Raw genomic sequence first — 26,233 nt, forward strand, 5'->3', positions numbered from 1 at the left:
TGCCAGTATGACAGATTTAATGACTTAATAATATTTAGCTGAGCCAATGAAAGCGATAAGCCAACCATGCAACAACTGCGCTTACCGTACCTGTCAAGACGCCACCCCATACAAAATCAACCAACGCTGTATCTAACGTAAAGCCTTTATATAATGCTAAATTGGTAAAATCATAAGTGCCATAAGCCATAAGCCCAATTAAACCACCAAGCAAGAATATATGACCAATTGAAGCGCCTGCCTTGATTTGTGGATACAGAATCAAAATACAAAGTGCCAATATATAAAACATATAGAACACGCCAGCAGCCATCATGTTTGGCTCGTCAGCCAACAAGTGACCAATGCGCGACTCATAAAAAGCGCCTTTCATAGTCGTCAACCAAACAGCGTCAACACCCAAAAAGATAACCACAGCGGCGAGATAAATAAAAACGTAACCCATAATATCACCTCTTATAAAATGAATAAAAACGTAGAAAATTATAATGTCGATGAGGCGTTAGCGGTGACACGCTATTCAGGGTTCCTTGATAGACGCGCTAATCAAACAATATAAAATATCTCAGCACGTAAGTCTCAAACGGTTAATGCGTTATGAGACCTTACGAGCGCTAAAACGAAACCATATCCACATCAAAACATTTACACAGTCGCGGTGTCTGTCATGTTTTCATCATTAAAGACTGTCTCATCGTTCAAAACTGTTTTATGATTTAAGACGGCAGCTGGCAAATCAGAGAAATGCATTATATCGATGTTGTTTGGCTTCACTGCTGTCAACTGCACCACACCGATAGTGCGCTCTAAAAATCCCCCTTCACAGTAGCAAAAGTAAAAGTTCCACAAACGGATAAACGCCTCATCATAACCAAGCGTGACTATCTCTTCACGCTGCTCCATAAAGGCTAGGCGCCAATCTCGTAGTGTGTGCGCATAATCAAAGCCGTAGTCATGAAGCTGCTTGATAACCATGTCGGTCTGCTCTGTGAATTGAGTAGTCAACTCTTGGTTTGAAAGCAAACAGCCACCTGGGAATATATGCGTTTGGATAAAATCCACTGACCCTACATAGTCTTGATAGTTTTGGTCGTTAAAAGTGATTGCTTGTAACACCATCAGCCCTGTTGGCTTGAGTAAACTATTACACTTGGCAAAGAACGTCGGTAAATATTCATGACCGACTGCTTCAATCATCTCAATACTGACCAATTTATCATATTGTCCTGTCAGCTCACGATAGTCTTGCTTGAGTAGCGTAATCTTATCAGACAGACCTGCCGCCTTGACTCGACGCTGTGCCTCATCATACTGGGCATCAGAGATGGTCGTTGTGGTGACATGGCAGCCATAATGCTTGGCGGCATAAATAGCAAAACCGCCCCAACCTGTACCAATCTCAATCACGTGATCGTCAGCACTAAGCTGCAGTCGCTGGCAAATGAGTGCCAATTTATGCTGCTGAGCATCGCTAAGAGACACATCAGGCGTACGATATACCGCTGATGAATACATCATGGTGTCATCTAAAAAACGCTGATACATATCATTGCCCAAATCGTAATGGGCTAAAATATTGGACTTGGAGCCAGACTTATCATTACTACGCAGCTGATGCTTGGCTTTTTCAAAGGCTTTACTGACACCTGCAAAACGATTCTCCAATTTATTCAATACGGCCAAGTTACGAGCCGCCAACCGAATCAAACCTGTCAAATCATTCGTATCCCACTCGCCATTGATATAGCTATCTGCTAACGCAATAGAGCCACCAAGTAGCAGTTGTCGATAGACAGCTGGATCATGGATGGTCAAGGTGACATGCAAAGAGTGACGACCCACTGCCGAGCTGCTGGCTACAGTAGTAGACTCACTGCCGAAACAGCTGGTCTTAGGTGCCTCATTACCAAACGATTCGATGACGGTAAGGCTACCAAACTGTATATGCTGCAACGCGTGAAATATCAACTTTCTTGCCACTTTATTGACCCCGCCACTGACGGGTTTCAAGACAGCGCTCTCATTGACCACTTTACTCATCTGTGCAGTTAACTTCTCTAGTGTTGAAACAGGTGCTCGGTCGGTCAGTCTGGCTGGCATCGTGTATTTATCCTTGTCTAAATGCTTTATTGGTTGGTCTAACATTCATGAGATTTTTGGATTATTAATGGCTTTAAATTGCTAACGGCTTCAAATGGCTAATGGCTATCTTTTGAGCTGTTTTATTTTTGCTGTTGGCTATCTGCTAGCTTTTCATCATAATTAATATAAGGGACTTTTTTGACGGCATAAAGTTTAAAAGCATGCCAATAGATACGAGTCACAGATGTCATGTTCATTAGCGGATTTTGTTGCAAGCTTTTGCGTATAGAGTCCTCGGTCATCGGCACGCCTGTCATTTTTACACCCGTTTTTAGCACTTCACCACGCTCATCACTGATATTAATGGCTATACGAACCTGCAAGCAGTTATTTGGCTGTTTTTTTACCTTTACCTGCCAACGATAGAGCTGGTCGATAGGATTAAAAGGCGATACGTGAAAATCCTTGTCATGACAGAACTCTGTGTCTTCGCCATCGAGTAAAAACCCATAACAATGACGCTTGTCCCATGGCGTATTAGAAACTTCAGCTAACAGATGCGTTGGGGTCTGCTGTTCGTTAAATCCTAAATAGAAATTAACTGGGCTAAAATACATGCCCGCATTGCGACAGACTAGCAAGCCGACCATATCGCCTTTCGGCGCGCTACCCGAATACTCAACGAAAGCATCACGCAGACGATTATTGAGTGCTTGAGTAGGATTTAAATCAATATTGCCATTAGTACCGTCATTGTCGTTATCCTCATTGCCGCTTAAACCTTCTAATTTCTGCAAATAATCATCAGGGCAAAACTGCTGCAAGGCTCTTTTATTTGCTGAGAATAACGGTAGTCCTTTTGCTAAAAGCCCTTGTAATGGCAATTTCTTTATAAGGCTATTTTTGCTAAAAATATTTTTACTGACTTCAGGAAGCTCCTGCCCTGCAGTTAGTGCGCTGATATTGACTCCCCAATAGCGATACGGGTAGACAAATTTATTCACACTAGGCAGTAGCCGGCTATGCCATGTTGTCCCATGAAACAACTGATGTGGTAAGGCGCTGTTAGACGAGTAGTCTTCGTTAGACATAGCACTCTCTTTAGTGGTGTTTTTTATTTTAATTCTAAAATTACTTCGAGTTACGATAGCCAAATAAGCCACGTTTTTTCTTCTGACCACTATCTATAACGGTAGACTGTAAACGCTCAGCATACTCAACCAGCTCCTGATTGGTGGTCGCTGTGATGACTTCACGCTTATTAAGTTTGCGTAACTTAGTATCTGCTTTTACTGGCATGTCTTTATAGCGGAATGGCGTATGGGCACTATCAGCATCAGGCAAGTGAGCCAGGTCAACGTCGTCTTTTATCTCAATATCATGACCCAATGCCTGACATACACGTAGACCACTACGCACACCATCTTCATGAAAACCATTGAACCAATAGGCACCGCAAAAGTGCGTATGCAAACCGTTACTAGAGATACTTGACCATTGGGTTTGAGCGTCAATCATCGCGAGGTCAAAAACTGGATGGCTATAGTCAATACTTTTAATAACTTGCTTGTCATCGATATTTTTATCAACGGTTTCTGGATTAAGCGTCACTAGATAATTATGCTGTTTGGTGAGTCGCTGCAGGATATTCATATGGTACGTCAGTACGGGCTTAGAAGGGGTTTGTGCGCTTTCAACAGCTTGCTCCGTCTCCGTCGTGTTGCCTGATGCTGTTTCATCAATGAGGTAGTTCCAACTTGCCCATGCCAGCGGTTTTTTAGGTAGGATACTGGTGTCGGTATGAAGTACGGCAGTATTTTTGGTAAAGCGGAAATGTTTCAGTACTTCAGACTCTTCTGTACTGGCATCTTTTAAAATCTTCAGCGCAGTATCTGCATGACAAGCAAAGATAACTTCATCAAATACAAAATTTTCGATCTTGTTATCAGAGTTGCCTTTATCTTGCACTGTCAATAATACTTGCTCACCATCACGAACTACCGACTGTACTGGGCTGTTTACTCGCACTTCGCCACCCGCTTTGATAAAGCGTGGCACTAACTTATTGACGTACTGTTTTGAGCCGCCTTTAATCGTGAACCACTGTGGACGATTGACCACATCGAGCAAGCCGTGGTTGTCAAAGAACTGTGCAAAAAACACCAATGGGAAATCTTGTACCTCATCGAGGCTGGTCGACCAAATAGCAGAGACCATTGGCAGCAGATAGTTGTCTGTGAACAGTTTACCGTAGTTTTTTTGCGTGAGATAACCACCAAGTGTTTGCTCAGTGAAGGTGCTGATATCCTGACCTTGAGTACGTGCCGTTTCATAGTCTTGACGTAGCTGCTTGATGTGTTTATTGAACTGTAGGATATCTTTGATAAATCGCCAAAATTTTGGATTGAGCACGTTTTTGCGCTGCGATAGTAACGTGTTTAGCGTATGACCGTTGTATTCAAAATGACGTGCGGTATTTTTTACCGAAAAGCTCATGTCTGTCGATTGGAACGGTACTTTTAAGTCGTATAACAACCGAAAGAAGTTAGGATAGGTACGCTCGTTAAAAACAATAAATCCCGTGTCTATCGCACTGGTTTCCACATTACCCGTTTTTGCTTTTTTGCCATCTTGGAGTGCAACATCAATCGTATTCACATGCCCGCCGATATAATCATTGGCTTCAAACACTGTCACGTCATGTTGTGCCACGAGGTAATGAGCACAAGTCAATCCTGACACACCCGAGCCAATAATAGCGATACGCTTTTTGACTTGGACGCTAGACGCACTTTTCAAAACGTTGCTGGCTTCGTTAGAGACTGTTTCTGTGTTCTTACGTTTACGGCGGATAAACGACATACATGCATTCCTTTGTAGGTTTTTAACAATCTGTTTTTGACGACTTGTTTTTAGCGATTTATTTTGAACGACTCTTCAGGGCGTGTCTTCATTTCAAAAATGGTGATAAAAATGAGATAAATTGCCGTCAAACAAGAAAAATAGCGCAGATAATATCGGGATATTAACCAGCTATTTGACGATGTTTGGCAAGATTTAGCCATTTTTAGCACATTTAGATGACTATCGGGTGAATTGAAGACACGCCCTAGTATCAGTTATTTTTTATTAAGCTTTCCACTGACTTGCTGCCATACCAGATCTGGTAATGTACCCAACGCCTTCAATGGCAAAGTTAGCTTCTTCGGAAATTCAATCACATCATGCCCGCTAGCTATACCGTCACGGATGGCTTGACTTGCCTGCTCTGGCGTCTGAATAAATGGCATCGGAAAATCATTTTGTTTGGTCATTGGTGTTTCGACAAAACCAGGCACGACTAAGCTGACTGATACATCATGCGGTGCAAGACTGATCTGTAGCGTTTTCATTAGGTAATGAATGGCCGCCTTTGAGCTGCCATAAGCCTCAGCACGGGCAAAAGGCACATAAGCAGATGCTGAACCAATACCAACCAAGCGACCTTTTGAGGCAATTAACTTAGGTAAGACACCTTCAATAGCGTGCGATAATGTTCCCATATTCACTGTCATAACCTTCATAAATGACGCGCTATCAAAGTTTGGCATATCTAGATATTCACACATACCTGCACCGCAAATCGCCAAATCAACCACTTCGATTTTCTCGAAAGCTTCAACTACCTTTTCTCGATCCATGAGGTCCAAGTCAATGGTCTCTGCCCCCAATGATTTTAGCTCAGCCAATGCGACATCATCACGGCCAACAGCATAGACATGATGGTCGTCTAACAAGTAATCTTTAGCTAATTGATTGCCAATACCTGATGTTGCGCCAGTGATGAGAATATATTGTTTCTTGGGAGAGTTTGTCATTGTCAGCATCCTTTGTTATGTCTTCTATAATATATAAGTCAACGCTTAAACAGATATTAAATACTCAGTTATTATTGTTTTTGGTATATAACATTAATCGCATTTCATTAAGATAATGCCTATTTTATTTAAGAAATCTAAATAATTATAGTGTACCGATACAGGTTTATTGTTGTGACTTCGCAATTAAAATACGTATAAGAGTACAAATTTTTCCGGTTTATCTAGTCAATGATAATGCTATGAATAATGACATTAATTCCTATTATTAAGACACCACCCTCATTCTATAAAATATTGGTGAAAATTAGATAGAGGTTAGTTAGAAGAGAAAAACAGCGCAGACAATATAGTGCGAATAACATAGAACCGCTAAGCAGCTATTTTGCAAAATTTAGTCATTGTTAGCTCATGTATATAACTATCAATTGAATGTCGACCGAGTTGATGACATAACCTAGTGTCTTGGGACAGCAAAATACCTAGATGCTACAATATTACAGTCAAAGCACATTTATTATTGAGTATTATTTATAGTCTTAACGGCTTAAAAAACCACCTCATCTTCGACACGCCTACAACGTTGTGTACTGGTTTCATGCAACACGTTATATAATCAATATCAGCTGTTCACCCACGCCACTCTAATATAAAAAGGATACCTCATGAGCGAGATACAACTGTCTAACCGCGTCAACAGCATTAAGCCGTCACCGACTATGGCCATTACCAATAAAGCCAAAGAGATGAAGGCTGCGGGCAAAGACATTATCGGCTTAGGCGCTGGCGAACCTGACTTTGATACACCAGAGCACATCAAAAAAGCAGCGATTGACGCCATTAATAATGGCTTCACCAAGTACACTGCTGTTGATGGCACGCCAGAGCTAAAAAAAGCCATTATTGAGAAATTCAAGCGTGACAATGACATCAGCTATGAACCTAATGAAATCTTAGTATCGGCCGGTGGTAAGCAATCATTCTTTAACCTTGCTCAAGCCTTTATCAATCCAGGTGACGAAGTTATCATTCCTGCGCCTTACTGGGTCAGCTATCCTGACATGGTCATAATCGCAGAAGGTGTACCCGTCATTGTCAAATGCCCTGCTGAGCAAAACTTCAAAATCACTGCCGACCAGTTAGAAGCAGCTATCACCGATAAAACCAAAATGTTGGTATTGAATAGCCCTTCTAACCCAACGGGTATGATTTATACGTTAGACGAGCTAAAAGCCATTGCTGAAGTCTTAAAGAAGCATCCGCAAGTCTATGTAGCCTCAGATGATATGTATGAGCATATCCGCTGGACAGGTGATAAGTTCTACAATATTTTGAATGCTGCACCTGAGCTAAAAGACCGCGCCATCATCTTGAACGGCGTCTCAAAAGCCTATGCCATGACAGGCTGGCGTATCGGTTATGCTGGCGGGCCTGCCAAACTAATTGGTGCGATGAAAAAGGTGCAATCACAATCCACCTCATGCCCAGCTTCTATCAGTCAAGTCGCTGCCGAAGCGGCTATCAGTGGCGATCAAAGCGTACTAGAACCAATGGTAGCGGCTTTCGAGAAGCGCTGTAATTTGGTCGTGAATGGCCTAAATGCCATTAAAGGTATTACTTGCCTGCGTCCTGATGGCGCATTCTATGTATATCCAAATATCGTACCGCTCATCAAAGCGGCTGGCCTGTCGTCATGCACGGAGTTCTCAGCATGGTTATTAGACAAGGTTGGCGTGGCAGTCGTACCTGGTGATGCATTCGGCCTTGGCGGTTACATGCGTATCTCTTACGCCACTGATGAAGCCACACTAAAGGATGCATTGTCACGTATCGAACAAGCAGTTGCGGATCTAGACGTTGCTGAATAAACTTCAAAGGCGATAAGCTCAGAAATATATTGATAGATTAAGATAGCACTTAGAGAAGATGCCAGATAGAGAGTATGTGGCGTCTTTTTTATTCACCTAGCAATGGCTAGTTCTTTGGGGAAAAAACCTCGAAAAATGCCTTATTAGCTAATTAAAATAATAAACTTTGAAAATTATGCAAAAAAAGCTTGACGTATTTCTTATCTTTGCTAGAATACGCCCCACTTAGCAAGAACTCGTTAGAGACTTTCTAAGCTCGTTGTAAGAGTGTTTAATACTTGCAACCTATTCTCCAATAGCTCAGTTGGTAGAGCAACGGACTGTTAATCCGTGTGTCCCTGGTTCGAGCCCAGGTTGGAGAGCCACATTTTAGTAGTAAATTTTTTGAATTATTATTAATTCGATTATGGCATTTGCCAAAACCCTCATCAATTTGATGAGGGTTTTTTTATGTCTGCTATTTTCTTAATCGACATATGCAAGACGGACAATACAGTTCAAATAATAGATACTATGCGCACAAAAAAGGCATTAGTAATAGTCGCTATATAAAATAGTAACCATACTAATGCCCTTCTTATATTGCTGTCTGCTCGTAGAATCTATTCAGAGCTTCTACATACTTACCACAGCATAGCTGTCATTAAGGTAAGAAAATCGAAATATGAGCCTGCTCTTTGTTCTCTTGAATCACATTATCATAGGCGGACAGCTGCTCGTTAGAGAAACTATTGGTAAATTGCCACATGGTTGCAAATATCACTGTCAATAATACCGCCATCACTGCCAAAATAATCCATAATGGCGTTTCGCTCGTAAGCGTATGTTTGATCTGATCAGGAATCGCCCAAAATGGTGAAAACTCGTTTTTGTTACCGCGTAGATGTTCAATCTCATCACCTAGTCGTGAGATAAGATAGCGGATTTTTTCAGGTGCTTCTAAACGATACTTTCCTTGAAAACCAAGCAGCATTGCGTAGTGGTAAACTTCTAGGGCTGGCAGACGTTTCTCCCCCTGCTCTCGCAGCCCATCTAGACGGTCGAAGAACTCATTACCAGCGACTTGTGAGCCAAACAAATCCAATTGCAACGGATTGAGCTCCCAAGAATCTTTGAGAGTTTGAAACTCTGGCTCTTGCGATGTCATAATTGTTTCATCAATCAACGCACAATACGCGTACTTGGCTTCATGGACATCTTCTGACAGAAATCCTTTTTTGCGCGCATTCATCTCGAATTTATCTAAAAAATCATATATTTTTTGACGAAATTTGCGTGGCTCTGTACTGAAATAATGATTCCGCAGTAAAAACACCAAATAAAAACCGTCATACATGATATCAACCAGCGACTGGCTGCTGATACGTTTATCAAGGCCCGTTGCTGAGACTTTTGAGGCTACCTCACCTGAATCTAATAGCGAAGGCGCAGAACCCGTTGAATTATTCCCTGACATGATTGTTCCTAATGCTTGTTATTTTGCGAATACTAATTTGTAAATGCTGGTTTGCGAATGCTGGTTTTCGAATACTAACTTAAAAGCACTGACGAATAGAAATCCTTAACGACTGTTGACGTATAGACTAATAGATACATTGGTATATAAATACATTGATAGATAATCGTTAAGTAGAATCACTTTGCCTGTTTATATAAAGCTGCACTCAAAATTGAAAACGATAGTAGCGATTAAAGAGACTACTGCACGATAGCCATCAGTTCAATTTTTAAGTCATCAAAGCCATTCGGCACATAGATACAGATAGATTCAGACTTTAGCATCTCGTCATACAGCTCACCTACCGGCTCAATAGTAAAGTAGCTGAATCCAGGTCTCACAGGTATCGCACTAGGCACTTGAGTGACGTGTGACACAGGTGAGCCTGGAAGCGCGGATAAGACTCGTTTCTCTACTGAATCGGGGGTCGCAATCTTAAAGCGGCGCGGTACGATATCGATGAGCTCATGCATTGGTAGCGACGAGCTAATAGACAGATACAGCTGTGAGCCACGCGTAATCTTGTCACTGCCTAGCTCACCAGTATAGTAAGACGGCTTATTCTGACGCAATGGAATCGATATAAAGTTACTCGCAATGACCGTATTAAGCAGCTCACGAATGATCAGAATAATACTCACAAATGACTCATTGGCATTATCATGATGATAAGCAGGCAAATCACCTACTTTATATAATGAGCTAAAAGTCGCTAACTGACTGGCCACATTTAGCAGCGCTTCATAGAGGCGCTCTGGATGTAATTTAGCGTTGTTATACAAATGACTCAACTGAGAATATGCCGTATTCAGTGTATGTAACAACCAAAAGGAAGCAATATCTGAAGATCGGAATTCTAGTAAGTCATTGTTGGATTGACGATGATGATCGTACAGCGAAGTAGACTTGGTATTAATCATAGTCATCAAACGATAGACCTGACTCACAAGCGCAGCATTACTCGTAATATGTACGCTCGGCACGATGTAATCATCGTCCACTTGATAAACACCTTGGGTCGTACGCACTAGCTTAGCAACCAGTAGAGATACAGTATCTTGACTAGGCGCTTGCACAGAATGACTTAGCTGTAAGCTAGGTGATAACTTAACGACATCAATAACGGCTTCGGCGGCTTGACTGTACAAATCCTGCGCCTCAACAGCACCTCTGACATAGCGAGCGGGATTGTCACTGTGGTCTGTCTGTATATTACTACCACCACTATGGACAATCTCTAAGCTCAAGAATACAAAAACTTCATCGCCATTGTCTTGAGTATCTAGCGTAATGGCTTTTGGTAACGTATCGGTACGGGGAGCCTGATATATCGTGCCATCTGGCAGTACAGCATAAATACTCTGAAAGCTTAATAGGTTGCTTTCCAAAAGTTGCTTGTCGATCTGCACATCCGATACACCGTAAGCATAGGGATGCATCAGCATCATGCTCAACGCTCGCTGCGAGTCATGATAGGTGTCTTGAATCTGAAAATGCTGAGGTCGTAAGAATAGCCCCTCGCCCCATAGTACTTTGTGTTTACTCAAGACAATCTCCTACGAACAGCTGACAAGCGGCTGCTGATAATATTTAAGTTTGGTGGTAAATGTGGGTGCCTGCTCTGGGCTGATACCTTCTACGATACTCACATCACATGCGCCAATATTCAGAGTAAGTGGGGTATCAAAGTTGAGGCTGGTAATAGGAATAAGGAACTGTGAGCGCTTTTTGGTATATCTCAATCCCACTTTTACTGCGATAAAACGTGCGTTTTGTGGAATATTCAATGTCAAACTACTCTCACGATTGGGCACGACACTGACCTCTTTCGCTGCTAGCGATTCGATGTCAGTGAATTCACTTTCTTCTTCCAAAAACGCAATATAAGCAGTACTCGCTGTACCCTGCGTTGCGCGTCCCGCATTGGCATTAGCAGATGGCTTAATAGTCAATGTAATCTGCTGACGCTTTAGCTGTTGCTGCAACGCCTGCTGCTCACTAAGCATTGTCTCTAACTGTTGTTGCTGCTTCTCTAACTGGCCTTTGAGGCTCTGTAAATCATCATTGTCACTGCTAATCATATCTTTTATCTTGTCACCAATGCCAGACTCACCAGCCAGTTCAGAGGTTTTATCATTTGATTGACTAAATCTATCCGTGCTACATCCTGTGAGCACGCCACTTAGCAAACAGACCGTGGTTATTAATGCTGTCGGCAATGTCATACATCTGTTCATATTTTCAATTTACCTTGAGATATTATTATCATCATTGACTGGTCAAAAGCTCTGCCATTTCTGGCCGACCAAGTACGCCTTTTTTACGCAGCTCAACATGTCCTAGATCCATCATGCGCCAGTCACCACCCCACACAAGTCCGGCAGACTTGGCTACTTTACCATATAATTTGTAACCCCGCATCGCCCAAGGATCCTTTTCAGTTATGACAATCTTGCCGTTTCTGATAAAGGCACTATCACCTGCCAAACCAAACTGATGATAGCTCTTATATGAGCCTGCTTTTGTCACATGCGTTCCTTTTTTGAGCAGTCTGCCTTGCCTTTCAGGACTACGATAACCTTCTAAAAGCACCATATCATAGCCATACTGATCACTCATTACCTTATACACAGTCAACAGCCGTTGAACAAATTCCGAGTTCATCTTTTTCCAATTACGGTCAGCATTCTTGATGTTGATATGACCACCACTCAAATGCGAAGCCAACATGTCACCTGAATAGCCAGTGCTATGATCTAGCGCATTTACGTTAGACAGGTCAGGTTCAGGCATCATAAGAGGTCTATTTATCTGACTTCCATCCGTCTGGGCATCCGGCCAATAGTCGACATCCGCTTTACTGGCTTGATAACTTGCAATCTCAGCATCGAGCTCATCAAACAGCTCTTCTGGTGGCGTTGGTGGCGGACGCAACCGCTCTCCTATCAGTAACTGGCTGATTTGTGTGCTGGCAGTGCTGGGTACGGTATCTTTCGCATGGTATACCGCCAACGAGTGATTGTTAATCAGTGCATAGCAGAGACCAGCGGTTGCCATGACAATCAATACCGACAATGCTGATATGACTGGGACACGAGAGACATCGATACGCGAAACCATACTGCTCAGCTGCCGGATACGAGAACGGAGCAGTTTTGATTGTGGTTTGATAGATGAGCGCTTAATTTTGAATCTGAATAATCGCTGAAAACGAACAGCTACTTTATTAAACAGTCGCGCACACAGCTGCCTATCAAACAGCATGATAATCATGATGATAGAGACAATAGTAAATGCAGACACAGTCCAGTAAATCATAAGGAAGCAGTAGCGATAGTTAAGACGATGGAAATAAAAACAAACAGGCGTTTATTATTAGTGTTGCGTAAGTATTATATAGATAAATATCCACCGTTTAAAACAAAGCTGACTTAATTACGTTAATTTTCTTATCTTTCCGTTTACTTTTTTCTTTATAAGCCATTTTATATTCAGACTATCTTATAAACTATCACTTATAACCCTTTATTTACCTTATTTTTATAGATATTTCCTGTTTGAGCAGACGGCCATCGATTACTTACTCCCTTCATAAGCAAATGACATATAAGTAAAATAAAGTCATCAAATATAGTAGAAAGAAGTCTGTGAATACCCTAAAATACTGCCTAGTAAGTTTGTCTACGTAGTTACAATGATGATAACAACTCAACAAATAGGGAGTTTAGATAAGTGGCTGTAAAAAAAATACTGTCGTACAGTCGCTTTATTTTAGGCGCATTTTTGGGCATTTATCTCATTTTGGTTTGGATGTACTTTAAAGACAATGCCCGACAGCTGACTTCATCTGGCTTATTACTGTGGTTCGTTGCTATTCCTTTATTGTTACTTGGCACTATCATGGCACTCCTATGGTGGCAAAAAAAGTTAGATAAGCAAGCCAACAAAAACTCAGACTCCCTTGATGGCGTATCAAGCGAAAAGGCAAGCGCCAAAAATCCCGATACTTATCAAGTATTTATATTTAGCCGTGTTTGCCTGCCTGAAGGAGATAGCTGGTCTGAAGTTATTGACAACGACGAAGACCTAACACTATTAAGTGATGAGCTGACAGATTTCGATGGTCTGCCGATACTAGTAAAACCGATTACCAGACTTACCGATGCAGCATCGCTACCATATCAGTATATATCTAAGGATCTGGAAGACTCGGACTGGGATATTGACACCTCCGATGAAGACGACACACGATCAGAGCGTATGGCCGTATTAAATGATACAACTTTGCGCTTGTGCTCATTGATTCATGAGCAGCTTACTTTGAGCGATGAGATATGGTCCGTACTCGCTGAACATTTTTATCAACATCATCAGAAAGACAATATGCAGTCCAACTCGGCTGCCCATATTCATCCCGAATGGCAGCAGCATTACTTAGTTAGTGCCAAAGAAGGCAATAGCGATGAGACAATGGCGACCGCTCCTACTGTCCGTCTGTCCAACTTGCCTATCTATTTGTGCTTGCCTGCCAGCGCTGACTCAGCATCTCTTATCTCAGTAATAACAGAACAGTTAGCGACCTACGGTATTCCCGAAACCGCACTCTCCTTTACGACTATCGCGACTGACGATACCGATGCAACAAGTGATAGAGTAAGCGAAACGACAACGGCCAATCCTGCCGAGTTTATCAATAGGCATATCATCTCCTTGTCGCAGTCTGCTACCCCTGACATTTGCTTGATGCTCATTGCAGATTCGCAAATTAGTGAGGAATGGTTGGACTCTCATCTGTATTCCAATCAAACGGCCAACATTATTCCTACTGAGGCTGGCGCTCTGCTAGTATTTTTTAATAAAGCGGCACAAGATCTACTAAATATCGAGATGAGTACTAGTATTCTATTAACCGAGATAGATACTCCCAAAGCCAACGATAGAGATAAGGAATCTCATACCTCTAATCATATAAGTAATAATCGTCGCTATCTTAATCATCTAACAACAATCCAAAAAATATTAATCGATAATAAGCTATCACTATCACCAACCAATACGGCAGCGCTAAATCCTGTCAACAAACCCACAACAAAAGCAGATGATGCTGATTCCAAAACTAATGTTGCACTATCAGACCTCAGCATTATGGCCATATCAGACATTAATCCATCAAACCAACCTTATGACATGTCGGTATACATGAATTTTCTTGACGCATTTATAGCGCAAGGCGCTCTAGTAAACGAACGTCATTTAGGGCATTATATGCCATTGAATCACTGGTTAAAGCCATTTATTAGCTTATCGCTATTCGTAGACTTAGTCGAAAATGACCAACAAGAGTCAGACAGCGTATTTTTAATTACTCAACATAAGAATTGCACCATGCTTTGGTTAGCAGATGCCTCTCAGCAGTCTGAATCATAGCTTTTGTTGAGGCTTTACTATCGAAAATACTCATTTTATTATCTTAAGACCACACTAGGTAGCACGCATGTTTTCAAGGTTTTTTCATCTTATCTATAACCCAAGAGTGCTATTGGCCTTGGGTATCATAGTCGCCTTAGTCTTGCTATACGACTACGTCCCTATCAAAACCTTTTTCATTATTATTGGCGTCCTAATCACCTTTACGGTGTTAGGAGCGCTTGCCTACTATCTGTGGAAGAAGCGTAAAAAAGCCTCAGATGAGCTGGCAAATTTGGTAGAAGATAATGGCGGTGAGGGTACCATTGAAAATGGCACTCCTACAGCCAAAGATGAAAACACCCAAGAAGTACAAGCGCTACGTCAGCAAATGCAAGATGCGATCAAAACCATTCGCAAATCAAAGATCGGTGATCAAACGGGCAAAGCAGCATTGTATGAATTGCCTTGGTATATGGTCATTGGTAATCCAGCAGCAGGTAAAAGCTCAGCCGTACTGCATTCTGGCTTAAAATTCCCATTTATGGAGCAAACCAACAAGCTGTCTGTCAAAGGGGTCGGCGGTACACGTAACTGTGATTGGTTCTTTTCAACTGAAGGAATCTTACTTGATACTGCAGGGCGCTATTCTGTTTATGAAGAAGATCGCTCAGAATGGCTGTCGTTTTTAAGCCTACTCAAAAAGAACCGTCCTAAAGCACCGATTAACGGCATTATTATCGCTGTTAGTATCGCTGAATTGACCAAAAACGACCCAAACTATGCATTAGATTTGGCCAAAAACTTACGTAGCCGTGTCCAAGATTTGACTGAGCAGCTAGAAGTCTATGCACCGGTTTACGTCGTCTTTACCAAGATGGATTTAATCTCGGGCTTTCGTGACTTCTTTAATGACTATGAGCAAGAGGAGCGTAATCAAGTATGGGGTGCGACCATCCCCTACCCTGAAGATCCAGATAACATCAACATGACCGATGTATTCGAAGAGCATTTTGGCATATTGGTAAATGGTCTAAAGGATTTGAGTACAACGAAATTATCTTTACGTCATCAGCGGACCGTATCTCCTAGCTTGATGACATTTCCTATGGAGTTTCAGTCATTACGCCCAATGATACGAACACTGATGCATGCTCTGTTTGAGGACAACCCTTTTCAGTTTAAACCTATCCTTCGTGGGTTTTACTTTACGAGCGCATTGCAAGAGGGACAAGTTAGCAGTCAAATGACGCTGCAAATGATGCAGAATTACGACTTACGTCCACCTGCTATCCCGCTCAATGCGCAGCAAGAGGCTGCAGACAAGCCTTATTTTTTACAAGACCTATTTTCAAAAGTTATTTTAAAAGACAAGCATTTGGTCAAGCAGCACAAAAACCGTAATAGACGCAGTCACCGTGCGATTGCAACCTTAGCAGCTGTCGTAACACTATGCGCGGCAGCTGGTCTATGGACGTGGTCTTATGCCAACAACAAACAGCTCACTGAACGCGTCGTGGCTGACTTACAACAAGTCGCAGCGCTACAAAAGAACGCTAATGGCGACCTACAGTCTCAGCTTGAGTCGCTTAATATCTTACAAAGCAGAATAGAGCAACTTGAGGGTTATGAAGAAGACAAGCCGCTATCTTTGAGATTTGGTCTGTATCAAGGTGACAAACTCAAAGACAAACTGCTAGCAGAGTACTACAACGGTATCAGCATTATCGTCTTGGCACCCACCAAACAAAACATAGAACAGTTTTTGACCGAGGTGAACACCAATACTGACCAGCTAGAAGTGCGTACAGAGGACTCAACCACTGACGATGCCGCTGAAGCCGCGACTAATGATGCCTACATTCAGTCAGATCCTACGGATGTTGAAGATGCTTACAATGCCCTCAAAGCCTACCTCATGCTTGGCAATCATGACAACTTAGAGACCAGTCACTTGAGTGATCAGATGACACGATTTTGGCGTAACTGGCTTGAAGCCAATCGTGCAGATATGCCACGTGACAAAATGATTCGCCAAGCTGAGCGTATCTTGAGTTTCACACTGTCTCATGCCGATGACCCTGCCTTTCCACTCATCCAAAATGATTTGGGTTTGGTAGACAAAACACGTACCAATCTATCGAAAGTCAGCAAAGGTCAACCTGCTCGTGATCGTGTCTACTCTGAAATTAAAATGCGCTCCTCTGCCCGCTTCCCATCCGTTACCGTTGCCCAAATTACGCAAGACACCAACAGTGAAGCGCTACTGGGCAGCTACGTGATTTCGGGTACTTTTACCAAGCAAGCATGGGACTCTTTTGTCAGTGATGAGATAGACAAAGCCGCTACTACTAGAGTGGTAGCAGATGACTGGGTGCTAGCAACCAGCAGCCAGAATGATCTTACATTAACAGGCAGTCCTGAACAGATTCGACAATATTTGGTCAACCGTTATAAGCAAGAGTACATCAGCGAGTGGAAACGGTTTTTATCGCAAGTATATGTTCGTGATAGCAAAGGATTCGATGACCATGCTGTGCTGTTGAATCAGCTGTCTAACCCCACAGAGTCACCATTAAAGACACTGTTTGAGACCGTCGATCGTCAGACACAATGGGATAATCAGGCAGCCAATCCAGCAGCAGCCAATGGTGGCCAATCTCGTCGCTCATTTGTCAATTGGTTTAAGCAGACCATACTGCGTCAAAGCCCTGCGGAGCTGCGACAGGCAGAAGCAGCGCTAGGCAACAATGGTAGCACCAGTAACGCAGCGACCCCTACAGCACAAGCACCATCAGGGGTAATTGCTCAAGAGTTCTCTTCTATACATGCCTTGGTAACACCAAGAGAAGACAATCAAGACCTATCGCTATTGGACAACTATTTGGCGAGTTTAGGTGATGTTAGAACGCGCTTTAATAATATTGCTCGTAGTGATGATATCGGTCCTGATGCTCTGTTATTTGCTTCGCAGACCCTCAGCCCTGACGGTTCAGAGTTGACCAAATCTCTACAGATTTTGGACGAGCAGATACTCAGCCAAGCCAACTCTGAAATCAAAAAACTCGTTCGACCGTTATTAAGTGAGCCACTAACTCGCTCATTTAATATGCTATTGACGCCCACTAAAGCGGAGATTAATAAAGTCTGGAAAGCACAAGTACGTAAGCCTTTCCTCGATAATTTAGAAAAGAAATATCCATTTACTGCCAATGCAAATTTAGAGGCAACACCCGCAGAGATTGGTCAGTTCTTTGGTGAAGACGGCTATGTGGCAAAATTCGTCAACGAGACGTTGTCGCCCTTTATCATTCGCCGTGGTGACCAAATCTCTAGTAAGATTTGGAATGGTGCAGGCCTAGGCCTTAACCCAAAATTTGTCGCTGATTTTGGCCGTTACTTTACTAACTATACGGGTAGCAATACTTCTGGAACGACAGGTGCCGCTGGCAATGGTGGCTCTACTAATCAAACTACTTTCCAAATCATGCCACTACCCGTCAGCGGCTTGACCGAGTATACGATTGTGGTTGATGGTCAGCAGCTACGCTACCGCATGGGTACCCAAGCTTGGACGACCTTTGTATGGCCGAACCCAAGCAGCCAGCCTGGTGCGAGCATTCGAGCTAAGGACTATGATGGCAGAGACTTTACCGTCTTTGAAGAAGCTGGTAGCTTCGGTGTAGAACGCCTCATCAATAGTGCAAGACGTACTGAACTTGGCGACGATATCTTTGAGATGGCTTGGTCAGGTGACGGCATCACTATCTCTGTACGCTTTAGAATCATTAGTGGTAATAGCAGCAATGCTACTCAGGGTCGCTCTACCAATCCATTTAATGGTATGAAATTACCCGATGAGATTATCGCTCTTGGGGTCACACGTACGGCAGCCCCTATTGCTGATAGCAATGCTGCCAATAATAGTACGCCTACCAATGGTTCAACAACCAACACGACAACGCCAAGTGGTGGGCAGAATAATACACCATCTACGACGCCATCCAACGCCTTGAACTTGACGCCTACTACTGATACCAATGATGCTAGTAATGCGCAAACTGATAGCCCTGTTGCGAATAACACCTCTACGGATAATGACTCAGCCGAAGCAGAAACTCAGGAGCAAGCCCCATGACTCCTGAATCTTTACCTTTAGTATATTTTGGCAAGCTGCCTGCACGCGGAGACTTTGTGCGGGCACGTGCTCATATCTCAGAGACCAACGCGATTGACGAGTGGGTCAGTAAAGCCCTAGCAAGCTCGGAAACACTATTCAGTGACAGATTAGTAGACAAGACAACGACCAATAAAACGGCTTTTTTAAACTTTAGTCATGTGGATACCAGAACCAATGAAATTATCACTGGCGTCTTGATTCCCAGTCATGATAGTAGTGAGAGAAACTATCCGTTGGTAGGCTTCGGTGTACTACATATCGACAAACCCAAGAGTTGGATGAATTATTTGCCCATTAAGTCTGCTAGCATTTGGAATGAGACTTACGAAATTATAAGCATAGCCAAGTCTAAGACAGACAGCACTGACTTGATGGAATATCTCGGTCATAGCCAGCTCACGATTGACAATAATGCCAGTACGCACTATTACGATTTTATCAATACCACGACTCTACACGATATCGCCATATTGATGAAAATCGACAAGTCGCAATTGATACAGCAAATTATCGCGACTGGATTGTTGTTTTTACCGACATTCACGAAAGGCTTTCATGGTCTGAACAAGGCTATCTGTTGGTCACTCACTTCTGATAGAGCTGCCTCGATAAATATGGCTACTTTTTGGCATGATTTGATCAGTGGGTTTTACCAACCACATCAACTCTATCTGAACACCTATCTCTACCGTGCTTCTAATTGCTATCGTCTGCTACTGAGCTTTACGAAACCTGACGGGCATATACTCAGTCAAATATCGGAGAGTGAGGACAGCTACCCTGAAGGCTGGGTTGTCATCGCTGATAGTGACTGGACACAAGGATATATTGAAGAAGATATCGGTCTGACCCGCTTCAATAAAGTCTTGTTACAAGACAGTCTCTACCTGTATGATACTAGGCAATTGTTTAAAAAAACCTTTTTGGCACAATGATGATTCATGATTAACTGATGACCGTGTATGTCAGGCCTCTGTATTTAATAACTGCTCAATAATATAAAGATTAAAAGGCACTTCAATGAAAGTCCTCTCCAAAATATTACCATCTAAGCTTGCTGGTCACTCCAAAAAACTGTTATTAGTGTCCGCGATGATATTTCCTATCAGTGCGGCTGTCTTTGCAGCTCAAGACTCGCCTGTCGTCATCAAAGGGGTGGTCGCGACCAGCTCAGACAAGCAGCAGCTTCTCGAAAAACTAAAAGCACAATATCCCAATAAAACGGTCAGAGACGAGATCGAAGTGCGCTCGAATATTAGTATACCGACTAATTGGCAACAGGTAGCCACTGCTATTATCGATAGCGACATCTCTAATATTAGCCAAGGTCGTATCGATATCCATGGTACGACCATTAGCTTACATGGCAAAGTAAGCAGTCTTGAACAAAAACAAGCGATCCAAAATCGCATTCATACCCGTCTAACCGACCTCTATCAATTGGACAACCAACTGGTCGTCGTAGAGGGGGAACAACGTCTCCTCGACGATACCTTAGGCAATCGTATCGTTGAGTTTGAATCAGGTAGCACCACACTAACACCCATGGGGCTTGGTATTTTGGACGATATGGCAGGCGTGTTACAGCGAGTCGGTGATAAGCCCGTGACCATCACTGGACATACGGATAATGTCGGCAACCCAAGTTCGAACTTGGTGTTATCAAATAAGCGTGCCGAAGCGGTCAAACAATACCTCATCGGTCGAAACATCAGTGCAGCACGTCTCAGCACTACGGGTAAAGGGGACGCAGACCCCATCGCTAGTAATGACAATGAAGAAGGACGTACTCGTAATCGCCGTATCGAATTTACCCTCGCTGAATAACACGGCTGTACGCGTGATAATGGCAGACAAGCACTTATGTTTTGATGCCAGCGCTCAAAAAACATGATGCCATTGCGCAAAGAATAGGGACATAACTATGTTACGCTTGACCAATACTGTACTTCCCATGCATCCTGACAGACTCTATGCCAGTGAAGGCAGTACACAAGCTCCCTATGCGAGTGCTCAGCAGGACATCAATGACCATAAAGCGTGGCAGAATAAGCTGATTCAAGCATCTTCTGAAGATGATATCGTTGCCCAGCTAAACCCCAATGGGAATGAGCAATATCAGCAGCACGGTATCGACACTTACCTGCTTCAAGTCTATATTCATGAGCGTCACCATCCGCCATTTACATCGCTTACTTACTTAATCGGCACTCCGCTTACCTTGAGATTTGATACCCCGAGCGGTCTAAACTATCGTCATTTATACCTGACGGCCGTACATCAATTGGATCACGATGGCAGCTATGGTTATTATCGTCTGCTCGCACAGCCCATTACTTATCGCCTGCATCAGCATCCACGCTGTCATATAGATACTGACTTATCCGTACAAGCAATGGTGGCAGAACGCACTGCTACTTTAGAGATAGAGACCGTCGATGATAGTAGCAGTGAAGACGCTACTGGCTGGACACCAGCGCGCATGACTCAGTGGCAAATCAGTGACTGGACACATATTCGTGAGCGGCTTGCACGTCAAGGACTGACAGCCTATCTGCGACATGAGCAAACGGATGAACATTGCCCGCCTAAGCTCATTATCACCACAGCCTATCCAAGCGATAGCGATGGCATTAGCGCAAACATTGGTGCGATACGCTACCAGCAAGTATTACACGACCGCGTACATGCACCAGTATTGGCACTGAGTGAGCAAATCATCACTCAGCCAAGCTCCGTGACAATGCAACGCTTTAACAGTGCGAGTGTTGCACACCCTACTCAGTCCGCTGATATTGCTACCAATAACGATCAAGAGAATGGTCAAGAGGACAATCAAGCAAATAGCCAATCACTCACGCTAGATACCCCTGCTGCGTTTGCCCCAGTGACCGATACCGATACCGTCGACGAAGCGACTGTCATAGCAAACAGTCATCACAGCCATCACAGCGTCTATCATGCACTTGCTCATGCCACTGATTTGAATGTTGCCGATACATTTATATTGGTTGATCACAACCATCTTAATCAGCACTATCGTGCGACCCATATCGTACATTTGGCACGTAACAGTCTGGCACATGTGACAGGACTGACCATAAGTCGTCGCCACCATGAGCGTCATGCCTCAACACTAGAATCAGGCATTCACTTAACCCAACTGCGTCTGATTACCGCAGACACGCCGTGGGTCGGTAGTTTATATAGCAAACGCGTGCTACCGCCAATGACAGGTATCACAGATGCTCAAAGCGATACCGACAGTCGCAATCATATGACACCTACTAAGAGCTATCTGCTTGATAGCCCTGCACAACCTATCAATCGATTAGAAGCTCAAGCAGGTGCCAACTATGGCAGTCACTTCACTCATAGAACTGACGACCAGACCCTGATGCAATCTATCGGTGATGGTGAGCACTTAATCAATACTGGTAGCTTATTATCTAGCACGCGCCCTAGCCTATTTGTTACGGACAATGAGCAAGCTGTTGAGAGTGGCTATCGCAATACAGACAATGGACTATCAGAATGGATCAGCGATCATAGAGATGAGCAAGCGTACTCACAGCTGAACGTCGATGATGGTCAAGTAGCTGCCACACTCAAGATGGGGATTATCAATGCTGAGGGTGATGGCGCCAGTAGTAAACGTCAAGGTATCAATGCCAATACCAGTGCACAAATCAATATCAAGTCAGGCGAAGCCTTAGTATTCTCCACCCAGCCGCAAACTCATGCACAATCTGAGCAGCATAACTATCAACAGCACACCCCTACTCTGACCCAAACGGCGTTGGGCGGTCAGCATCTGGCCGAGCGCTTAACACAATTGGCAACGGGACTGGGACGTCATATCAATGACCACAAAGCGATTAAGACTCAGTTAGAAAACATCGCAGAGGAACAGCAAACCAAAACCCATCAACAAGCACCCTATACGCTGATAGATAGCGCTGCTGATACCAGCTATGTCAGTGACGATACGCTGATTCAGCGATCGATGAGTGAGATGATAACCACCACTCAGCAAGATATGATGGTGAGTAGTGGTGATGGTCATCATCAGGTCAGTAGTGAGTCTTTGACAATGGTCGCTGATGGTCAGTTTAGTATGACAAATAGTAAGGACAATATCATGCTGTCTGCGCATACAGGGAAGCTTGAGGCAACGGCGAAGCAAGATGTGAATATGTCATCTTCAACTAAAGAAGTTGAGATAGTGGCAACGAATAAGATTACGCTAACGGCGGGCGGTGCGAATATCACGCTAGATGGCGGTGATATTACGATTGCGGCGATGCAGTTTACGGAGAAGGCTGGTAAGCATAGTCGTGATAGCGGCGGGATGGATGGAAAATTCGTTTCAGGATTACCTTCCAACATTTTAGCTGAGCCGCCAACATTCATTGAACTAAATTATCTATACGATGATGATACACCTGTTAGCCAAGCCCCCTATCGCGTAGAGTTCGCTGATGGCTCTGTAAGAGAAGGTACTTTAGATGACAATGGCTTCGCCCGTTTAGAAGGTGTACCAAAGGGTCAAGCGAACGTTTACTACGGTGAAGATCCCGCTGACTTTGTGCCAGATACTGATTTGGAAGATGAGATATGAGCGATCCAGTAGCACATGCCAAAAAGTATACTAATGTCCAAAAACGAAAAAATAAGGTAAACGAGCAGCCTACAGGCTGGTTTGCAGCATTACAAAAAGAAGCAGGTTCGTTTCTTACAGGTGAAAATACGTCAACTTGGGCGCTGTTTGCCGAGATTGTAATCGGTGCTGTACCTATCGCTGGGCAATTGATTGATGCTCGAGACATCATCAAAGCAGTCATGAACCTAAAAGACAAGCCTTCTGATACCACCTTATGGTTCTTACTCATAGCAGCATTGATAGGGCTTATACCTGTCTTTGGTGATGCAGTTAAAAGTGCTATTAAAGCAATTAAGATTGGCGGTAAAAGTCCTGCTGATTTGTTTGCCTTCATCAGAAAATTTGGCAAAGGTAATGCAGAGCAAGCATTAAAAAAAGCCTTAGATGTGAGCAGGCTAAAGGGTTTACTGAATAACATCTTGACTCCTAAGTTTTTAAACAGTTTAAGCAAGTCTAACAAGCAAAAGCTGATACAGATTCAAAAGGACTTTGATCGTTTCGCTCAGCAAATCGTCAATGAGATTAATGGCTGGTCAAAGATGACACCAGCGACAGCCAGTAGCAATAGCGTAGGAGTTGGTCGGACAGCTGGTAATAAGCCGAGTACGGCACTGGCTTCAACCAATAGAAATGCTTCTGGTGAAGCGGTCAGTCATAATAGTAGCATAACGTCAACTGTCGCTAAAAAAGATCCTCCTAGAGATGAAAAAGGGCGTTATACTTATGATCCAAACAAACCTAGAACTAATCTGACTCGACCATCAATTCGGGCAAATACTGAACGTAAAATTAGAGAACGCTATAAATTTACTGATGACGGTAAGGCTATTGACAAAATAACAGGTGAAGTTATAGAACCTCCTTTACATTACGGTCATCAATATGGTTGGGAGAATAGAAGGCTAATAGAAGCCTCTGAGGAGTTAGGCATGTCACAGAAACAGCTAAATGATTATGTTAATTCAAAACCTAATTTGTTTAAAATTGAAAACGGACCTGACAATATAAGCCACCGCGATGAAAAACCTGGACGTGGAGAATTAGACGATATTACCAAAGATATGAGAAGATTCTTAGAAAACAAATAGTGGAGATTAATTATGAAACTAGAAACAATCGGAGAAAAAATCATTGGAGCTAACTGGGATGGAGATATTGCATTTCTACAACAAATGGTTAATGAAAAAAAAATTGATCCTTTACATATTACAGAGGTAGAGTCTTGGAACTATCTTCATAGAGCAAACCTAATTAATCCATCACCAAAAGAAACCATTCAATTCTATCTGAATCAAGGTGTCCATGTAAACGCTCAAGACTGCTATGGTATGACACCTTTACATTATGCCATGCGTGTACAAAATGTAGATGCCGCTAAGCTACTACTAGAAGCAGGTGCTGATCCCAACATTCCTGATGAAAAAAAGCTAACCCCTCTTGCCTATATCAATGGTGTGCCAGAGCAGCTTGACCTGTTAAAACTTATGCTAGATAAGGGCGGTGACGTAAATATTAATACAGGTAATGGCACAATCTTAGAGAAAATAAAAAAATATAGATCAGACGAAGAAGAGTTTATACCAGTGATTAGGATGATGGAAAGATACACTAAATAATCAAATGAGAAAATCTGTGACAGATAAAGGTTTTAATTACTTCTTAGAAAAGTTCAGCTTACCTGACTGGCAAGTCGAGGTAGACCTAAATACTATTAATCAATATCGGGGCAAACTACCTGATAAACTTCTTTTCTATTGGGAAAAAATGGGCTTTTGCCGTTTTAAGCAGGGTTTGTTTTGGATAGTCAATCCTTCTGATTATGCGGACGAGTTAGCTATTTGGTTAGGTGAAGATATTCTAAAACAAGACGATTACTATGTCATTGCTCGTAGTGGTTTTGGTAAGCTGTATGTTTGGGGAGAAAAAACAGGTCATTCTTATACTATAACTCCAACTCTAGGCTGGATATACCAAGAGATAGGAGAGGCTAACGATATTACAAAAGGTTTAGCTAATGAAAAAATAGAACTGTTTTTCGCTTTTAAAAAGACCAAAAACGTTGATATGGTTGATAACAATAGCAAACTACTTTTTGACCGCTGCGTTAAAAAGTTCGGTGCACTTGAGTATGATGAGATGTTTGGCTTTGTCCCTGCCCTTGCTATTAGTGATAATGCTTCCATCAAAAATATAGATAAGATGAACATATTTGTACATCTGAACATCCTTGCTGACTTGATTGAAATTCAACATATCGACTTTAAAAAGTTAGGACAAATGGCATTTGGCATTGAAGATACTTCAAATCTGCCTGATTTAAATAGTTTGCAATGATTCATAATGACTTAAGCCACCTTTGGGTGGTTTTTTATTATTGTTTCACAACTCATGCGCAATCTGGACAGCATAACTATCAACAGCACACCCTGACTCTCACCCAAACAGCATTGGGCGGTCAACATCTAGCTGAACGCTTAACACAGTTGGCAACGGGATCGGGACGTCATGTCAATGACCACAAAGCGATTAAGACCCAGTTAGAAAACATTGCAGAGGATCAGCAAACCAAAACCCATCAACAATCGCCCTACACGCTGATAGAAAGCGCTGCTGATACGCTGTTTCAGCGGTCGATGGGTGAGATGATAACTACACTGCCAATGCATTTCTGAAATTAAA

At 42.8% G+C, this 26,233-nt stretch carries 19 protein-coding genes and 1 tRNA gene; 11 read left to right on the forward strand and 9 right to left on the reverse strand.

What is annotated here, in order from left to right; translation table 11 throughout:
* Positions 1-34: 34 nt before the first annotated feature.
* The 5 genes from I6E61_RS07380 to I6E61_RS07400 all read right to left on the reverse strand — a co-directional run bounded on the left by I6E61_RS07380 (position 35) and on the right by I6E61_RS07400 (position 5,939).
* Positions 35-445: a DUF2177 family protein gene (locus I6E61_RS07380; protein WP_197132455.1), complete on the reverse strand. Its 411-nt coding sequence runs from the start codon at positions 443-445 to the stop codon at positions 35-37.
* A 200-nt stretch (positions 446-645) separates the two neighbouring features.
* Positions 646-2,100, reverse strand: coding sequence for a cyclopropane-fatty-acyl-phospholipid synthase family protein (locus I6E61_RS07385; protein ID WP_197132458.1), 1,455 nt, complete (start codon positions 2,098-2,100; stop codon positions 646-648).
* Between the two features lie 122 nt (positions 2,101-2,222).
* On the reverse strand, positions 2,223-3,173 hold the full coding sequence (locus I6E61_RS07390) for a DUF1365 domain-containing protein (RefSeq protein WP_197132461.1): 951 nt from the start codon (positions 3,171-3,173) through the stop codon (positions 2,223-2,225).
* A 40-nt stretch (positions 3,174-3,213) separates the two neighbouring features.
* Complete coding sequence (locus I6E61_RS07395; RefSeq protein WP_197132464.1) at positions 3,214-4,944, reverse strand: NAD(P)/FAD-dependent oxidoreductase; 1,731 nt, start codon at positions 4,942-4,944, stop codon at positions 3,214-3,216.
* Positions 4,945-5,201: 257 nt separating this feature from the next.
* Positions 5,202-5,939 (reverse strand): SDR family NAD(P)-dependent oxidoreductase, encoded by a 738-nt coding sequence (locus I6E61_RS07400; protein WP_197132467.1) that lies wholly within the window; start codon positions 5,937-5,939, stop codon positions 5,202-5,204.
* A 665-nt stretch (positions 5,940-6,604) separates the two neighbouring features.
* Here I6E61_RS07400 and I6E61_RS07405 point away from each other — a divergent pair.
* Positions 6,605-7,807: a pyridoxal phosphate-dependent aminotransferase gene (locus tag I6E61_RS07405; RefSeq protein WP_197132470.1), complete on the forward strand. Its 1,203-nt coding sequence runs from the start codon at positions 6,605-6,607 to the stop codon at positions 7,805-7,807.
* 289 nt (positions 7,808-8,096) lie between these two features.
* Positions 8,097-8,172 (forward strand) — tRNA-Asn (locus tag I6E61_RS07410).
* 278 nt (positions 8,173-8,450) lie between these two features.
* Here I6E61_RS07410 and icmH read toward each other — a convergent pair.
* From icmH to I6E61_RS07430, 4 genes are all read right to left on the reverse strand, one after another.
* Positions 8,451-9,263, reverse strand: a complete 813-nt coding sequence (gene icmH, locus I6E61_RS07415; RefSeq protein ID WP_197132474.1) for a type IVB secretion system protein IcmH/DotU — start codon at positions 9,261-9,263, stop codon at positions 8,451-8,453.
* Positions 9,264-9,505: 242 nt separating this feature from the next.
* Positions 9,506-10,852: a type VI secretion system baseplate subunit TssK gene (gene tssK / locus I6E61_RS07420; RefSeq protein WP_197100844.1), complete on the reverse strand. Its 1,347-nt coding sequence runs from the start codon at positions 10,850-10,852 to the stop codon at positions 9,506-9,508.
* 9 nt (positions 10,853-10,861) lie between these two features.
* Positions 10,862-11,530, reverse strand: a complete 669-nt coding sequence (locus I6E61_RS07425) for a hypothetical protein (protein ID WP_197132477.1) — start codon at positions 11,528-11,530, stop codon at positions 10,862-10,864.
* Between the two features lie 43 nt (positions 11,531-11,573).
* On the reverse strand, positions 11,574-12,608 hold the full coding sequence (locus tag I6E61_RS07430) for a M15 family metallopeptidase (RefSeq protein ID WP_320158577.1): 1,035 nt from the start codon (positions 12,606-12,608) through the stop codon (positions 11,574-11,576).
* A 429-nt stretch (positions 12,609-13,037) separates the two neighbouring features.
* Between I6E61_RS07430 and I6E61_RS07435 the strand changes: the two genes are divergently transcribed.
* The 9 genes from I6E61_RS07435 to I6E61_RS07475 all read left to right on the forward strand — a co-directional run bounded on the left by I6E61_RS07435 (position 13,038) and on the right by I6E61_RS07475 (position 26,226).
* Positions 13,038-14,732, forward strand: coding sequence for a hypothetical protein (locus tag I6E61_RS07435; RefSeq protein ID WP_197132480.1), 1,695 nt, complete (start codon positions 13,038-13,040; stop codon positions 14,730-14,732).
* A 67-nt stretch (positions 14,733-14,799) separates the two neighbouring features.
* A complete protein-coding gene (tssM, locus tag I6E61_RS07440) occupies positions 14,800-18,849 on the forward strand; it encodes a type VI secretion system membrane subunit TssM (RefSeq protein ID WP_197132500.1) in 4,050 nt (1,349 codons plus the stop codon).
* On the forward strand, positions 18,846-19,826 hold the full coding sequence (tagF, locus tag I6E61_RS07445; protein ID WP_197132504.1) for a type VI secretion system-associated protein TagF: 981 nt from the start codon (positions 18,846-18,848) through the stop codon (positions 19,824-19,826). Before tssM ends, tagF begins: the two co-directional genes overlap by 4 nt.
* A gap of 85 nt (positions 19,827-19,911) precedes the next feature.
* Complete coding sequence (locus I6E61_RS07450; protein WP_197132506.1) at positions 19,912-20,718, forward strand: OmpA family protein; 807 nt, start codon at positions 19,912-19,914, stop codon at positions 20,716-20,718.
* A gap of 97 nt (positions 20,719-20,815) precedes the next feature.
* Positions 20,816-23,512, forward strand: a complete 2,697-nt coding sequence (locus I6E61_RS07455) for a DUF2345 domain-containing protein (protein WP_197132509.1) — start codon at positions 20,816-20,818, stop codon at positions 23,510-23,512.
* Complete coding sequence (locus tag I6E61_RS07460; protein ID WP_197132512.1) at positions 23,509-24,642, forward strand: GH-E family nuclease; 1,134 nt, start codon at positions 23,509-23,511, stop codon at positions 24,640-24,642. Before I6E61_RS07455 ends, I6E61_RS07460 begins: the two co-directional genes overlap by 4 nt.
* A 12-nt stretch (positions 24,643-24,654) precedes the next feature.
* Complete coding sequence (locus tag I6E61_RS07465; protein WP_197132515.1) at positions 24,655-25,170, forward strand: ankyrin repeat domain-containing protein; 516 nt, start codon at positions 24,655-24,657, stop codon at positions 25,168-25,170.
* Between the two features lie 16 nt (positions 25,171-25,186).
* Positions 25,187-25,888, forward strand: a complete 702-nt coding sequence (locus I6E61_RS07470; protein ID WP_197132518.1) for a GAD-like domain-containing protein — start codon at positions 25,187-25,189, stop codon at positions 25,886-25,888.
* Positions 25,885-26,226, forward strand: a complete 342-nt coding sequence (locus tag I6E61_RS07475; protein WP_197132521.1) for a hypothetical protein — start codon at positions 25,885-25,887, stop codon at positions 26,224-26,226. The genes I6E61_RS07470 and I6E61_RS07475 overlap by 4 nt, the downstream gene beginning before the upstream one ends.
* Positions 26,227-26,233 lie beyond the last annotated feature (7 nt).

Source organism: Psychrobacter sp. NZS113, from assembly GCF_015864825.1.
Taxonomy (GTDB): domain Bacteria; phylum Pseudomonadota; class Gammaproteobacteria; order Pseudomonadales; family Moraxellaceae; genus Psychrobacter.

What these genes read in the sequence shown, in the direction of transcription:
- I6E61_RS07380 (WP_197132455.1), bottom strand. Translation starts at nt 445, where the DNA reads ATGGGTTACGTTTTTATTTATCTCGCCGCTGTGGTTATCTTTTTGGGT.
- I6E61_RS07385 (WP_197132458.1), bottom strand. Translation starts at nt 2,100, where the DNA reads ATGCCAGCCAGACTGACCGACCGAGCACCTGTTTCAACACTAGAGAAG.
- I6E61_RS07390 (WP_197132461.1), bottom strand. Translation starts at nt 3,173, where the DNA reads ATGTCTAACGAAGACTACTCGTCTAACAGCGCCTTACCACATCAGTTG.
- I6E61_RS07395 (WP_197132464.1), bottom strand. Translation starts at nt 4,944, where the DNA reads ATGTCGTTTATCCGCCGTAAACGTAAGAACACAGAAACAGTCTCTAAC.
- I6E61_RS07400 (WP_197132467.1), bottom strand. Translation starts at nt 5,939, where the DNA reads ATGACAAACTCTCCCAAGAAACAATATATTCTCATCACTGGCGCAACA.
- I6E61_RS07405 (WP_197132470.1), top strand. Translation starts at nt 6,605, where the DNA reads ATGAGCGAGATACAACTGTCTAACCGCGTCAACAGCATTAAGCCGTCA.
- icmH (WP_197132474.1), bottom strand. Translation starts at nt 9,263, where the DNA reads ATGTCAGGGAATAATTCAACGGGTTCTGCGCCTTCGCTATTAGATTCA.
- I6E61_RS07425 (WP_197132477.1), bottom strand. Translation starts at nt 11,530, where the DNA reads ATGACATTGCCGACAGCATTAATAACCACGGTCTGTTTGCTAAGTGGC.
- tssM (WP_197132500.1), top strand. Translation starts at nt 14,800, where the DNA reads ATGTTTTCAAGGTTTTTTCATCTTATCTATAACCCAAGAGTGCTATTG.
- tagF (WP_197132504.1), top strand. Translation starts at nt 18,846, where the DNA reads ATGACTCCTGAATCTTTACCTTTAGTATATTTTGGCAAGCTGCCTGCA.
- I6E61_RS07450 (WP_197132506.1), top strand. Translation starts at nt 19,912, where the DNA reads ATGAAAGTCCTCTCCAAAATATTACCATCTAAGCTTGCTGGTCACTCC.
- I6E61_RS07455 (WP_197132509.1), top strand. Translation starts at nt 20,816, where the DNA reads ATGTTACGCTTGACCAATACTGTACTTCCCATGCATCCTGACAGACTC.
- I6E61_RS07460 (WP_197132512.1), top strand. Translation starts at nt 23,509, where the DNA reads ATGAGCGATCCAGTAGCACATGCCAAAAAGTATACTAATGTCCAAAAA.
- I6E61_RS07465 (WP_197132515.1), top strand. Translation starts at nt 24,655, where the DNA reads ATGAAACTAGAAACAATCGGAGAAAAAATCATTGGAGCTAACTGGGAT.
- I6E61_RS07475 (WP_197132521.1), top strand. Translation starts at nt 25,885, where the DNA reads ATGATTCATAATGACTTAAGCCACCTTTGGGTGGTTTTTTATTATTGT.